We start from the raw sequence: 13,506 nt of genomic DNA, 5'->3' as shown, positions 1-13,506 counted from the left end.
GAGCTAGTTCACAATAACTATATTTATACCGGTTTAATGAGGTTCAAAGCAAACATTGATTGGGCGGTGGCAAGGATAGCAGTCCGAGCCGAACGAGGGTGCCAGTCAAGTAGGCGTTCAGCTTTGGCCTTGCTGTAGTAATTGTAAAATGATATGGATGGCGATAAAGCCACTGTCGCCAGTGACGACAACTAATTGTTTTTGCATGTTTAAGTGCCTCCAAGATATTTTTGTGACATTTGTAACGTCTGTAAAAATAGCTTACAATGAACTTAAACCAGATGCTAGTGGTTAAGGGGTATCTGTGACAGAAAGAGGGAAGTGTTATGGCAGCAACCAAGCATGCGCAAGCGATTAAACAGGATTCAAAGACGTATCTCGCAACGGCTTTATTGCAGCTTCTAGCAACGAAAGATTTAAGTGAGTTGACCGTGACCCAAGTCGTCAAGCGCGCAGGCGTGAGTCGGATGGCCTTCTACCGTAACTTTACGACATTGGCTGATGTCTTAACGGCTTATTTTGCACCGGTGATTGCTGCGCGGTTTGATGATATCCGTCAACATGTCCCGGTTGACCAAAAACAGGCGGCAGTAGGGCGTTTCTTCACGGATTATGCGACGACATTGGAATTAGCAGTGACCCGTGGTTTTGAACCCGTTATTCAGCAATTATTTAACGAAAATTTGGCTCGGCTCTATGATGATTTATTAGTGACAACGCCTTTAACGGCTGTCCAGAAAAAGTATTGGGCGCAGTTTATGAGCGCCGGCGTTTATCAGATCTGGCGCAACTGGTTACTAAATGGTCAAGTCGAGCCATTAAGCATGATTCATAAGTTGCTAGCGACCTTTCAAACGGCAACTTTACAGGCGTTAACCGCCGAGGTGGAAAATCAATGAAACGACTAGCACCATGGATCGTCGGTTTAGGCGCCATCAGTTATGGGATTCCAGCATCCTTATTCAAGTTGGCTGGCCGCGCGGGGGTTCAAAATGGATCATTGTTGTTTTGGTCATTTTTTAGTTCAGCGGTGATTTTAACGCTCATTCACGTGAGTCGTGGGCGTCGGTTAAATGCGCAGAATACTAGTTGGCGACAAGTCTTATTAGTGATGGCGGCTGGGACCGCTTCTGGATTTACCAATACATTTTATATCTTAGCGTTACGGTCGATTCCGGTGGCTGTCGCTGCGGTGATGTTGATGCAATCAGTCTGGTTGTCGGTATTGCTGGGTGCAATGATCAAGCGTCAATGGCCGTCACGACGACAATTATTGAGCATTATTTTAGTCTTAGCCGGTACGGTCTTGGCGGCCGATTTATTGCCCATCACGACAGCATTGTCCGGTTGGGGGTTGTTGTTTAGCTTTCTTGCGGCGGTCGCTTATGCGGGAACCTTGCAGTTTACCGCGAGTCTCGGCAATAACTTGGAGCCATTAACGAAGACCTGGTTATTGTGTGTCGGTGCGCTGGGCTTAATTGTGGTAGCTTGGGGACCGCAGTTGATCAATGTGCCGTTCTCGTTAGTGGCGGTGAAATGGGGGTTACTAACGGCTTGTTTCTCAATGATTTTGCCGCTAGCGTGTTATTCACGCTTTATGCCGTTAGTGCCGTTGGGGGTCGGCCCCATCTTATCGTCACTGGAGTTGCCGGCATCGATTGTGGTGGCGTTCTTACTGTTAGGTGAATGGGTTAGCTGGCTACAGTTAGTCGGGGTAATCGTGATTATTAGTGCCGTTATCTTCGCTAATCGACCGGGTATCAAGTTTAAGTAATCGAATAGTTTCACGTGAAACAAAATCAGCGTTCGTCGCCCGAAATTGGCAATGAACGCTGATTTTTTATTTACCGATTTGGTGCAACGGGTTACTGCCCATGTATTGATAAGAGCCACTGTGTGTGAGTTTATGTTTAGTGGCGACGTTAAAGTAACCGCCATTGGTATAACTTTTTAAGACGCGGTAACGGGTCCCATGAATACGACGATGGCTAACCCACATTAAAGGTAATTTTTGATAGTCGGCTTGACCTTTGTTAAGGCTATAGACGGTACCGCCGTAACGGTTGCGATGCTTCGTGACATGCAAACGGTAACGACCAGACTTATGATTGGTATAGCTTTGCTTGGCACTGACCTTACCGCGAGCACTTAGGTCGTAGCGCGTCACGGTATGTGCTGTAATCTTGGTGACGTTATAGCGATGACTCCCAGCGTAGGTGTACCAGGTGCCACGTAACGTTTTAGGCGTGGTGGTCGTACTAGCTTGTGCGGAAGCTGTGGGTGCAAGTGGCACGGTGACAGCTAGTGCTGTGATGGCTGCCATTGCTAAGACTACCTTTTTGATGTGTTTCATTTTTTAAACTCCTCCTTTGTCATCATCTTTAATTATAGAAAAAGATGTGGGCGTTGCAATGACAGTTAGGATAGTTAGTTTCAAGGAAAGCAGCCAGTACTTAAACCGTTGCAAGAACGTTATCGGATCGCTATGGTTATGGTAAACGAGTATCTTTTGGAGGGATAACCATGCGACGATTAAAAAGGGTGTTAATAGTTAGTTCTTTGCTGGTGGTGGCACCGGTATTAACGAGCTGTGGTCAGCAAGCGCAATCGGACAAGCCAGTCACTAGTGCCAAGACTAGCTCAGTTAAACTGGCTTCTTATTATCAACGAAGCTTGGAGAAGGGGCCAGATGCAGTGGCCCGTAGCAAATACGTTAAAGCACAAGCCTACTTTGAAAATGCTGTCGATACTAAACCAAAAGCCAAACGGGCCAGACATTATTTGACGCAAGTTCGAGCGCTTAATCAAGCACAGACGGCTTTTGATCAGCAGGATTATGCTAGGGCCCAAACGCAACTAGCACAAGGCCAAAAGGCAACTGGGTCAACGGCATTAACGACTGCTTTAGATCACTTGGCTACCCGGGTCAAGGCGAAACAAGCTTCGGCAATCAAGGCTAGCCAAGCTGCAAGCAGTCAGTCTAGTGAAGCGGCTAGTTCTTCAGCAACTGCTAAGTCAACGTCTAGCAGTTCGAAGACGGTTTCGCCAGCTGAACATCAGCAGGCCAATGATTTACGGCGGCTATTAGTATCAAATCAAGGCTTTTCAGCATCAGTGCTTAAGGGGATTCCCGATGCTGACATTATTCAGGCATTTGCGGGTAGTGGCGATGCGACTAATGCCGCTTTAGCGGCGTCGGCGGGGAAGTTGTTACAGCAATATCCAAATTTGAAATAATCATTTAATTGAGTTAAAGGGAATGTTTCACGTGGAACAAAACGTATTATAATCGTACAATCACCACGAACGCTTGTTTGCTTTAGCTGGAATTTGCGGTATAATTAGTTCCTAAGAGAGACTAATCGAAGGGCGGAATAATAATGGATATTGCAGGCTTTAAACAAGTTAAAGCAACGACGAATAAGATTGCGTTGAGTACGGCGGTTAATAACGAAGCCGACGTTAAGATTGTAAACATCGTTTGGCGTGAGGAACAACCAAATACGTTGTATTTCTCATCAGTTAAAGACAGCCCTGCATTGGCGGTCTATGATCAAGATCCCGATGTCGCATTTATCACGGTACCTAACGATGGCACTGCGGGTAATCCTTACATGCGTGCCCAGCACGTGCAACTAAAGCGGTCAACTTTGACGATGCAAGATTTATTACCGTTGTATCTAGATACGGTGCCAAATTATCAAAAGGTTTGGGATATGATTGGATCGAAATTAGTCGTTTTTGAACTGAAATTAAAAGACGTTTTTGTTGATCCAGGTTTGGGTCAAGGCAAAGGAACGTTGCGTTTCTAACATTGAAGCGTAAAAAAATCAGCCAACGAATTTGTTGACTGATTTTTTTAATCCTAATTGAATTTACTTGACATAGGCAGCTCGGAAATTCATGTCACCACTAAACTTATTATAAACCACGCCTTTAACACGCGATTTAACTAAGACGTGTGAACGGCCTTCATATAAGGGTGTCACTGCTTGATCAGTCATTGCGGTTTTAGCGGCTTTGACGAGATCTTGGTAACGAGTCGTGGGGGTCATCGCGTCCGTGCCTTCCGCCGCAGCCATTGCTTGATCGTAAGGCTTACTTTGGTAATGACCCATGTTGGAATTACTCTTAGACGTTAAGATGGTGAGGGCTTGCGATGGATCTGCGAAATCCATGCCCCAGCTGGTCAGATTCAGTTGGAACTCACCGTGTGAGACTTTGCCCAGCATAGCGGTAAATGGCATGGCCTTGATGGTAACTTTTAGCCCAGCTAAATGACTCGTTAATTGTCCTTGCAGGAATTCCGCGACTTGATGGCTAGTATCGTCATCGCCACAAGTAATCGTCAAGTCTAAATGCGATTGTTTCAATTGCTTTAAAGCCGTTTGATAGTCTTTTTTAGCAAGTGGCAAGTTAGTTGTCGCGGTATTTTTAACGGTTGCATCATCGATGAAGTCAGTCCCGGTCTTAGGCTGTTTGAGCATGTCGTAGACGCCAAAACTTTTAGCGGCGATTGAGCCATTTTCAAGGACTTTGTTAGCCAATTGTTGGCGATTAATGGCGAGTGAAATGGCCGTACGTAAAGCCTGATTAGCCGCGACTTTATCCTTTTGATTGTATTGGATAAAGCCGACTCGCCCAGCGGACAAGGTCTTCAAGTCTTGGTTATGCTGGTTTTGAATGTTCTGTTCACCAGTTAAAGTGACCATGTCTAGCTTGTTGGCTTGATAGAGGTTATAAGCGGTGGTCCCAGACTTTAGTACTTGATAGTTAATTTGGTTAAGTTTGACCACTTTTTTATCCCGATAACGGGGATTCTTCTTCAAGGTCCAGTGATCGTTTGTTCCAGTCCAGCCGGTCAAAACGAATGGGCCGTTAAAGACCGTTGTTTTAGCCGAAGTTCCGTATTTATTGCCGTATTTTTTCACGGCTGTTTGGTTCAACGGATAGAAAATCGTGCTAGCCAATGACTTTTTAAAGTAAGCGGCGGGCTTGCTTAACGTAATCTTGAGTTGATACTTACCGGTTGCTTGGACACCTAACGTGCTAGGGGCCTTCTTACCAGCAATAATGGCGTTCGCATTTTTGATATTAGTAAAACGATAGGTAAATTCCGACTTGGTCTTTGGGGTGACGGTTCGTTTCCAAGCATAGACGAAATCATGCGCGGTAACGGCTTGTCCGTTGCTCCAGTGGCCGTTTTTGTGTAGGTCGATCAGGTAAGTTTTACCGCCATTGGTAATCGTCGTTTTTTTAGCTAAGGCGTTGACCGGTTGGCTATTTTTATCCAAGCGGTAAAGCCCTTCGTTGACTTGGCTAAGTTGGGCATTTGAGACGCCGTCAGTCGATTTAGAGACGTCTAAAGTTGTTAAAGCAGTGGCTTCATATAGATTAAGCCGTTGTGCTACTGCCGTTTTCGTCGGTTTTGATTGGGCATTAACGGTGAAGGCGATGCCGCCGATAATGATGATCCCACCGATTAGTAATAAAGATTTTTTGTGTGTAAATAAGCTCATGAGTTGATCCTCCCAAAGGTTTAAATTAAGTTGGTTGTCGTCATCATTAAGCTTTGCCATCGTTGTTGTTGCATCTGGTTCACCCCGTTTTAAAGTCAAAAAAACCGTCCTTAGCCAGCCAATGCTGTGTTAAGGACGGTTAATAAACCGCGGTGCCACCTTACTTGAGTCCACTTCAGTCACTAATTGACTAAATATGCACTCCTTCTTAGTAGAGAACCATCATTCTCCTGACAACTGACGTATGCCGCACGTCTTTTCGTACTCTCGAAATTTCGGAAAAGCCCTCGGTGGTCCATTTAATTACCTGCGTTCGGCCATACTCTCAGCAACGATGACTCTCTGTGCGGGCACGATAATCTTGATCTCCACCTCATTGGTTTATAAGGACGATATTTAAGTTGAACCTAGTGTAGCGCAGGAGGAATTTGTTTGTCAACACTGAAACTTAATTGCAAGTGATTGTTTGGGGTGAAAATAGACCTTATGATGATTCAAAAACAAAAATTCAGTTTTCTGATTTTGAAAGTATTTTAGTTTAAAACACCTGTAAATCACAGAAAAGCAACTGGCAAAGTCGATAGCTTTAGACTTTGCCAGTTGCTTTTAAATGTTTATTTTTTAATGCCTAATGTCCGTAGCTTTTTACTAGATCGTGTCGTATAAGAAAAGACGTGGTGCACTTTCTTCTTTGACCAGATATCGACGTAACCTTGTCGTTGATAAGTGCCGAGCAAGTGATACTTTTTATGGGCTACTGTTTTATTGAAGGTCCAAAAAGCCCAGCCATCGGTTTCGCCAATCGTGTTTTTCCGCCCCCGGGGTTGAACGTCTTGTAAGTTCATGTCTGGTAGGTTCCAGACATAGCGATGTTTATTAAATAAGGGTCCTTTGGTAACGTATAAATGGCGATAATCGTATTTATATTTGCTAGCTAAAACAACCCATTTTTTACTTGTCCGCTTGCCACAATTGTTAATGTTCCAAGTTGTGAGCGTATGTCGACTTAACTTCATCACCCGATAACCTTTGGCGGGAACCTCCTTATAATGTTTATTAAAGGTCGAGTTAGTTTGATACCACGTTCCCCGCAACGTTATCGGAATCGTGTTGTGGCTAGCTGCTTGTGAGGGGAGTGGACAACTAAGCATCCCGACTATTCCCAGCACGCCAGCGCCCAAGGTTATTAACCCCAGTTTCAATTTTTTTGACATGTTAATTAGACTCCTTTTACCAACCATAATGAACTAAAGCCACTTTATGTGAATGCCAGCCAGATAAACTGATTGTTTTACCCAGTTTTGTTCGTGTCCAGATATTATCTGGTGCATGGCCGGTGACATCAAGCCCCTTGTAGTGGCGATGATTGTACTTAAAGACAATTGGTGTGTAAATTTCGCCCATCTGGTGTGCATATGGTTTGATGTCCCGGAAATAAACGCGATCTCGATAGCCGTAAATGGAATGATGATGAGCATGACCAACAATAATTTTATTAGAAATCGAAGAATAGTTGGTTTGTGATTTGTCACCATATCGTAAGTCGCCAATGGAATGCTTATATCCCTTAATCGTATAGTGACCGTCATACCATGTGCCCCGCAGTGCTTTTGGTGTGGTATAAGACCAAACCGTTTTGGCACTGGCAGTCAACGTGTTCAGGCTAATCAGCAAGCTAAAACTAGCTAGTAAGATTACTAGCCATAAACGATGTTGTTTCATTAGATATCCCCTCGTAATTTCAAAATGTTGCAAACTAATTTTAGCATATTGATTATGTTATGAATGAAAAATATAAAATCGCCAGCTTGATTATCGAAATGATCATTCAAGCTGGCGATTTGCGTTAAATCATCTTCCCAATATTCGTATAATGCTGCCAACAGTAACTGCGTACAAACTCCACAAATCGATGCACAGACGGTGTCATAAAGCGGTTCTGCTTCACGACCATATACATCTGATGATTCAGTTGGTTATCAGCCAAATGCCGTAACCGGATATGGTTTTGGTCCAATAACGGCAAGTAAGGCATTAAAGCGACTCCGAGGCCATATTGCACGAAGCCGGCCATGGTATGATCTTCTTCTACTTCGTACAAAATCTGCGGCTCAACTTTGGCCGTCTGTAGAATCTGGTCGATTAAAGGTCGTAGGCCACTGTTTTTCGAGAAGATAATCATCGGGTAGGCGGCTAAGTCAGCGACGGTTAGCTGCTCTTTACGCGCTAGGTCACTGTCAGCGGGAACGGCGCCCATGATTTCTTGTTGGACGATCGGGATGAACTCGAAGCGGTTTTCAGTATCTTGTTCACCTAGCTTAGCAACGTGTGAGGCAATCACCACGTCGTACTTTTCATCATCTAAATCTTGTAGTAAATGGCCAGAGTTACTTTGCCCCATTGTAAAGGTGATTTCATGGTTATTGGTCTGACCTTTAAAGTTCGTCACCAGCTCTGGCACTAGCTGTTGACCCATGGTATAAGTGAAGCCAAAGTTAACGTGGCCTTGGTTTGGATCCATTAATTGACTGATCAAATCATTACCTTGTGATAAATCATTTAAGCAAGCGGTTACATACTTTAGGTAGAGATCGCCTAGTTGTGTGAGCTTGATATTGCGGCCATCGGGTTCAAATAATGGCACGCCGAGCTCGTCTTCGAGCTTTTTAATGGCGTAACTTAGTGACGGTTGCGAAATACCAAGGTTTTCCGCGGCCTGCGACATGTGTTGAGTGCGAGCAAGTTCTTTGAAAAAAACTAGGTGGCGTAAATTCATTGGCGCATCTCCTTATGAACGATAGATATTATTTATTGATTAAACAACGTATCCCTATTTAATATAATAAATGAAACTGCTAACATAGCAAGTGAATTAGGTAACAATTTAACATTTAAATAAAATTAGGAGTGATTTGAAATGACGGAACGAATCGATGGACACACAATTTTAATTGGCTTGATGGCTTATCCAATCAGACATTCAATGTCACCAACCATGCACAATAACGCGTTTGCTAAGTTGGGATTGAACTATGCTTACCTGGCTTTTGAAGTGACTAATGAGACGTTACCGGCCGCGATTCAATCCATTCGGACCTTGGATATGCGCGGTTCCAATATTTCAATGCCTAACAAGCAAAAGGTGATTCCACTCCTCGACAAGCTCGATCCAGCGGCTAAGATGATCGGTGCGGTCAATACGATTGTTAACGACGACGGAATTTTAACCGGTTACACGACTGATGGGATTGGGTTTATGAAGTCATTGGACGACGAAGGGTTGGACATCCGTGGCCATAAGATGACCTTAGCTGGTGCGGGTGGTGCCGGAACGGCGATTGCGGTTCAAGCTGCTTTAGATGGTGTCAGTGAAATGTCGATTTTCAACCGGCATGATGAATCATGGGAAAACGCCAAACGTAATGTTGCCTTACTTAATGAAAAAACGAACTGCAAGGCGACCTTACATGAACTGGAAAATCGTGATGATTTAAAGGCTGAAATTGCCGATTCGTTTATTTATACGGATGCGACTGGTGTTGGAATGAAGCCACTTGAAAATGAAACTTTGGTCACTGACCCAAGCTGGTTCCGCAAAGACTTAATCGTGTTTGATACTGTCTATGCACCACGGACGACGAAACTCATGCAAGTGGCTGAACAAGCTGGTGTGGCACATATCTTTAACGGTCTCGGTATGATGCTCGAACAAGGCGCTGCTGCCTTCAAGCTCTGGACGGGTAAAGAAATGCCAGTTGACTATATTCGCGATATTTTATTCAACGACTAAACGAGAGGAGTCATGTTAATCATGACACAACCAGTTAAATTAAGAAATATTCAATTGGGCGCTGATCGACCGAAACTCGCCGTGCCAATTACTGGTCGGAGCTTAACGGCGTTATTACGGCAACTAAAACCCATCGTAGCTGAAAAGCCTGACTTGGTGGAATGGCGCATCGATTACTTTGAAGATGTGACAAATCCAGAAAAATTAGTGGCTGCCGGCCAACAGATTCGACAAGCGATTGGTGAGATTGCCTTGTTAACGACTTTTCGGACGCAAGGTGAAGGTGGGGCGTTGTTATTGCCCACTGAAGCTGACTACTTTAAGATTTGCCAAACGGTGATTGATGGTGGCTTTACCGATGCTCTTGATGTCGAACGCTATCATGACGAAACGGCCGTTAAACAAACCGTTGTGGCTGCTCACGCTAAAAAGATCGTCATCGTGATGAGTAACCATGATTTTCAAGCGACGCCCAGTGTGACGGAAATCGTCAAGCGTCTGACCGGGATGGCCGAACTTGGCGCCGATGTGCTGAAGATTGCGGTGATGCCCCAATCGGTTGATGATGTGTTAGCGTTACTCACGGCTACCAACCAAGCGCGGCAGAAGTTAACGCAACCGTTGATTACGATGTCGATGGGTGACCTGGGGAAAGTCTCTCGGGTTGCCGGTGAAGTCTTTGGGTCCTGCTTATCCTTTGCGACCGTTGGGGCTGGTTCAGCGCCCGGCCAAATCGCGCTGGAACGGTTACGGCCAATGCTGCAAACGTTGAAGCTTAGTTAGGAGGTATCGTGGTGGCCGTGCAGAAAAAGTATTTATCGCAATTTACGATGTTCGGTACGGTCGTTACGATCACGTTATTTGCCCCGAACCAGCCGCTAATTGAACAGGTTTATGACTATTTGGTCAAGATGGATCAGTTCTTTTCGATGAACCGGCCTGATTCTGAATTAATGCGGATCAATCAACAGGCTGGTCATGCGCCAGTCACTGTCAGCTCGACTTGTTTTGAACTGATTCAAGCGGCCATCACGGCTAGTCGGGACTATCAGGATAGCTTTAATGTGCTGATTGGTCCGTTAGTCAAGTTATGGCAGATTGGGTTTGGTGGTCAACAAGTGCCATCGCAGTCCGCGATTCAAGCGCGACTGGCCTTAATGAACCCAGCTGACGTGCAACTGGATGCCGTTAAACAGACAGTCTGGTTAACCAAGCCCGGCATGATGCTGGACTTAGGTGCGATTGCCAAGGGTTACTTTGCCGATCAGGTGATTTTACAATTACAACAAGCGGGCGTGACCCACGCGATTGTGAATTTGGGTGGTAACGTCAAAATATTGGGTGAAAATCCACTGACGCCGACTGGGCAGTGGGTCGTCGGGATTCAAGCCCCTAAAGCCCCGCGTGGTTATCCAGCATTGCAGTTAGTGACACCGGCTAAAACGGTCGTTACTTCGGGTATCTTTGAGCGTTATTTTAAGGTGGGGACTAAGCTTTACCATCATATCTTAGACCCGCAGACTGGCTATCCGGTTGAAAAGCCGATTGAACAAGTCTCAATCGTGACGACCAGTTCAACTTTAGCCGAAATTTTATCAACGGTGGCCTTTTTTAAGGGCGCGACGGCAGGTCGGCAGTTAATTGACCGGCTACCGAACGTTGAAGCTATCTTTATTGATCAAAACCAACAGATTCAAACAACGGCTGGTCTCCAGCATTTGAGTGAAGGAGTGTACGCATATGAGTGACACAAAACAAATTAAAGGCCAAGCGATGGGCCATAACGGCATCATCAACTATGAAGTTGATGTTGACGATAATAAAATTGAAGATTTAAAAATTTTAAAGCATTCTGAAACATCTGGTATTTTTAATCAAGTGATCGACAAATTGAAAAAGAGTGTGATTACCGAACAATCCTTTAATGTGGATACCATTAGTGGCGCAACGGTCATGACCCAAGCTTTATTGGATTCTGCTAAAAAGGCGGTCAAGGCAGCCGATGTGCAGTTAACGGCGGCACCAAAAGCGGCTAAGACTACTGCAACGACACATTTAAGTGCCGATGTCGTGGTTATTGGTGGTGGTGAAGCTGGGTTAGTAGCTGGTTGTCGGGCTTTAACTAAGGGCGAATCCGTTATTTTAGTAGAAAAGAATGGCTATCTCGGGGGTGCCACCATTTTAAACGGCTCTAATGTGACTGCAACTGGGTCAAAAGTGGCGACCAAGATTTTTGGTGACAACCATGATACCCCCCAAGCTTTGGCGGATGATGTGGCGCGCGAAAGTAAACACACAAATTATCCAGCAATGACGGATGTCATGGTCAACAACATTGGTCCGGCAATTGATTTTATTAGTGACTTTGCTGGGTTGGATTATCAAAAAGCGCAAACGCAAACGCCAGAACATTCGATTAATCGGCAGATTGAGCTTCCAACCGCTAGCAGCTATGAGCTGATTCAAAAGGTGTCAAAGGCCTTTAATGATCATGGTGGCAAGACGCTACTGGATACGCGGGTTGAAGGGCTGACGTTTAATCGGCAGGGTGAACTCAATGGCTTAACCGCTGTTCAACATGCAACCCCGGTTAAGATCAAGGCCCGTTCGATTGTTTTAGCCACAGGTGGTCATGGTGCCAGCCAAAAGATGCGGGGTGCTGAAAGTCAGGGCTTAGACTATTATGGTCCAATGACCTCGACTGGTGATGCTTATGGGTTTAACAGCAAATTAAACCTGCAAACCCATGATTTAGGCTGGTATAAAGTCTATCCGCATGGGGTTGAAGTTGAACCCGGCGTGGCAAAGTTGACCACGTATGCGTCGAAGAAAGCCACGGATATGGGGGCGTTATACGTCAATACTAAGGGCCAACGGATTGTGAATGAGTCCGCGGTCTATAGTGACTTCCGTGATGCTATCTTGGCGCAACCTGATAAAGTCGCGTTTATGTTAATGGACGAACGAACTTGGAAACAAGTCTATGACTTATTAGTCTTACATGACTTTACGGCTAATGAAATTCAAGGCTTCTTTGATCATCAAGATAAAACGCCTATTTTTGTTAAAGGTGATTTGGCAACCGTTGCTAAAGCAGCTGGTATTGATGCTGACACGTTGCAAAAGACGGTAACGGCGTATCAAGGCTATGCAAAAGCGGGGCAAGATCCCGACTTCAACCGCGATGCCCAATACTTGCATTCATTTGATGGCGACACTTATTATTTGGTTGAACAACGCGGGCGGTTTGCAACAACGCTCGGTGGTTATTCGGTCACTACGCCGGACTTACAACTCATTACTAAAGATGCCGTTCCAGTTGCAAACTATTATGCGGCTGGTGAAGTGGCTGGCGGTGCGAATGGTCATGATTCAATGCCAAGTATGATGAACACTTGGGGCATCTCCTCAGGCTATGTGGCCGGAGCTGCAGCGAGCGCCAATGCTGACCGGCAAAAAGCGGCTGGGCAGACAGATCTAAACGTCGTTGGTCTCATGGGAACGAATGCGACGAAGTCATATAATCGGACGCTATTGCAGGCAATGCAGAACTTATTCGGTGACCAAGTTAACTTTGAGATTGCCGAAATTAGCGATGTCCCGTTGTTCCGAGAAGATGATGTCGATGCAGAACCAGCGAACGTCACTGCTTTGTGTCAACAGATTGATGCGGCTGATGGGGTTGTAATTGCGGTGCCGGAATATGATCATGCGATTCCGGCGGCGTTAAAGAGTACCTTGGAATGGCTCTCTTGCCAAGAACATCCTTTCAAGGACAAACCAGTCATGATTGTTGGGACGTCCTTGGGGATTCAAGGGACGGTTCGCGCCCAAATGAACTTACGGCAAATCCTAGATTCACCCGGGGTCAATGCAAAAGTCCTGCCTGGCAATGAATTTATGTTGCCACAAGCTGCTGACAAATTCGATGACCAAGGCCATTTGAATGATGCCGGGAGTGAAGCGTTCTTAAAACAGTGCTTTAACAACTTCTTGACGTTTATCGAAACTGATGAAGCTGCGCCAGTAATGGCAAATTAATAATAATTCCTAATAACGCTCGTTATATCGACTAATTCGGTGTGACGAGCGTTATTTAGTTATGCTTGGTGCTAGTTGAAATTGCGCCTGCCGGTTGGATTCCAAAACGCTGGAACGCCATGGCCCATTTTGAAGCCTCAAACCCGATCTTCAAAA

At 45.2% G+C, this 13,506-nt stretch carries 13 protein-coding genes; 8 read left to right on the top strand and 5 right to left on the bottom strand.

The annotated features are described in order from the left end of the window. Positions 1-326 precede the first annotated feature (326 nt). Positions 327-899 (top strand): TetR/AcrR family transcriptional regulator, encoded by a 573-nt coding sequence (locus tag FFM80_RS03830; RefSeq protein ID WP_137639581.1) that lies wholly within the window; start codon positions 327-329, stop codon positions 897-899. Then, positions 896-1,774 carry an EamA family transporter gene (locus tag FFM80_RS03825; protein ID WP_137639580.1) on the top strand — a complete coding sequence of 293 codons (879 nt, stop codon included), beginning with the start codon at positions 896-898 and terminating at the stop codon, positions 1,772-1,774. The genes FFM80_RS03830 and FFM80_RS03825 overlap by 4 nt, the downstream gene beginning before the upstream one ends. 66 nt (positions 1,775-1,840) lie before the next feature. On the opposite strand, the gene FFM80_RS03820 is transcribed toward FFM80_RS03825, so the two are convergent. Continuing rightward, a complete protein-coding gene (locus FFM80_RS03820) occupies positions 1,841-2,353 on the bottom strand; it encodes a hypothetical protein (protein WP_137639579.1) in 513 nt (170 codons plus the stop codon). A 170-nt stretch (positions 2,354-2,523) separates the two neighbouring features. Between FFM80_RS03820 and FFM80_RS03815 the strand changes: the two genes are divergently transcribed. After that, positions 2,524-3,237, top strand: coding sequence for a hypothetical protein (locus FFM80_RS03815; RefSeq protein WP_137639578.1), 714 nt, complete (start codon positions 2,524-2,526; stop codon positions 3,235-3,237). Positions 3,238-3,380: 143 nt separating this feature from the next. Then, positions 3,381-3,812, top strand: a complete 432-nt coding sequence (locus FFM80_RS03810) for a pyridoxamine 5'-phosphate oxidase (RefSeq protein WP_137639577.1) — start codon at positions 3,381-3,383, stop codon at positions 3,810-3,812. A 63-nt stretch (positions 3,813-3,875) separates the two neighbouring features. On the opposite strand, the gene FFM80_RS03805 is transcribed toward FFM80_RS03810, so the two are convergent. From FFM80_RS03805 to FFM80_RS03790, 4 genes are all read right to left on the bottom strand, one after another. Next, positions 3,876-5,519: a peptide ABC transporter substrate-binding protein gene (locus FFM80_RS03805; RefSeq protein ID WP_137639576.1), complete on the bottom strand. Its 1,644-nt coding sequence runs from the start codon at positions 5,517-5,519 to the stop codon at positions 3,876-3,878. A 614-nt stretch (positions 5,520-6,133) separates the two neighbouring features. Continuing rightward, a complete protein-coding gene (locus FFM80_RS03800; RefSeq protein WP_137639575.1) occupies positions 6,134-6,733 on the bottom strand; it encodes a hypothetical protein in 600 nt (199 codons plus the stop codon). Between the two features lie 16 nt (positions 6,734-6,749). Continuing rightward, positions 6,750-7,241 (bottom strand): hypothetical protein, encoded by a 492-nt coding sequence (locus tag FFM80_RS03795; RefSeq protein WP_137639574.1) that lies wholly within the window; start codon positions 7,239-7,241, stop codon positions 6,750-6,752. A 124-nt stretch (positions 7,242-7,365) separates the two neighbouring features. After that, positions 7,366-8,295 carry a LysR family transcriptional regulator gene (locus FFM80_RS03790; protein WP_137639573.1) on the bottom strand — a complete coding sequence of 310 codons (930 nt, stop codon included), beginning with the start codon at positions 8,293-8,295 and terminating at the stop codon, positions 7,366-7,368. Between the two features lie 141 nt (positions 8,296-8,436). Between FFM80_RS03790 and FFM80_RS03785 the strand changes: the two genes are divergently transcribed. From FFM80_RS03785 to FFM80_RS03770, 4 genes are read left to right on the top strand one after another with little or no spacing between them, the layout of a single operon-like run. Beyond that, complete coding sequence (locus FFM80_RS03785; protein WP_137639572.1) at positions 8,437-9,309, top strand: shikimate dehydrogenase; 873 nt, start codon at positions 8,437-8,439, stop codon at positions 9,307-9,309. Positions 9,310-9,330: 21 nt separating this feature from the next. Further along, the gene (gene aroD, locus FFM80_RS03780) at positions 9,331-10,092 is read left to right on the top strand and encodes a type I 3-dehydroquinate dehydratase (RefSeq protein WP_137639571.1); all 762 of its coding nucleotides are present in this window, start codon (positions 9,331-9,333) and stop codon (positions 10,090-10,092) included. Between the two features lie 8 nt (positions 10,093-10,100). Continuing rightward, the gene (locus FFM80_RS03775; protein ID WP_137639570.1) at positions 10,101-11,057 is read left to right on the top strand and encodes an FAD:protein FMN transferase; all 957 of its coding nucleotides are present in this window, start codon (positions 10,101-10,103) and stop codon (positions 11,055-11,057) included. Further along, complete coding sequence (locus FFM80_RS03770) at positions 11,050-13,350, top strand: NAD(P)H-dependent oxidoreductase (RefSeq protein WP_137639569.1); 2,301 nt, start codon at positions 11,050-11,052, stop codon at positions 13,348-13,350. The genes FFM80_RS03775 and FFM80_RS03770 overlap by 8 nt, the downstream gene beginning before the upstream one ends. Positions 13,351-13,506: the final 156 nt, after the last annotated feature.

Origin of the sequence: Lactiplantibacillus dongliensis, assembly GCF_005405105.1 — a bacterium.
GTDB lineage: Bacteria > Bacillota > Bacilli > Lactobacillales > Lactobacillaceae > Lactiplantibacillus > Lactiplantibacillus dongliensis.
This window is presented reverse-complemented; position numbering and strand designations above follow the sequence as displayed.

Coding starts and splice junctions, on each gene's coding strand:
- FFM80_RS03830 (WP_137639581.1), top strand. CDS start 327: ATGGCAGCAACCAAGCATGCGCAAGCGATTAAACAGGATTCAAAGACG.
- FFM80_RS03825 (WP_137639580.1), top strand. CDS start 896: ATGAAACGACTAGCACCATGGATCGTCGGTTTAGGCGCCATCAGTTAT.
- FFM80_RS03820 (WP_137639579.1), bottom strand. CDS start 2,353: ATGAAACACATCAAAAAGGTAGTCTTAGCAATGGCAGCCATCACAGCA.
- FFM80_RS03815 (WP_137639578.1), top strand. CDS start 2,524: ATGCGACGATTAAAAAGGGTGTTAATAGTTAGTTCTTTGCTGGTGGTG.
- FFM80_RS03810 (WP_137639577.1), top strand. CDS start 3,381: ATGGATATTGCAGGCTTTAAACAAGTTAAAGCAACGACGAATAAGATT.
- FFM80_RS03805 (WP_137639576.1), bottom strand. CDS start 5,519: ATGAGCTTATTTACACACAAAAAATCTTTATTACTAATCGGTGGGATC.
- FFM80_RS03800 (WP_137639575.1), bottom strand. CDS start 6,733: ATGTCAAAAAAATTGAAACTGGGGTTAATAACCTTGGGCGCTGGCGTG.
- FFM80_RS03795 (WP_137639574.1), bottom strand. CDS start 7,241: ATGAAACAACATCGTTTATGGCTAGTAATCTTACTAGCTAGTTTTAGC.
- FFM80_RS03790 (WP_137639573.1), bottom strand. CDS start 8,295: ATGAATTTACGCCACCTAGTTTTTTTCAAAGAACTTGCTCGCACTCAA.
- FFM80_RS03785 (WP_137639572.1), top strand. CDS start 8,437: ATGACGGAACGAATCGATGGACACACAATTTTAATTGGCTTGATGGCT.
- aroD (WP_137639571.1), top strand. CDS start 9,331: ATGACACAACCAGTTAAATTAAGAAATATTCAATTGGGCGCTGATCGA.
- FFM80_RS03770 (WP_137639569.1), top strand. CDS start 11,050: ATGAGTGACACAAAACAAATTAAAGGCCAAGCGATGGGCCATAACGGC.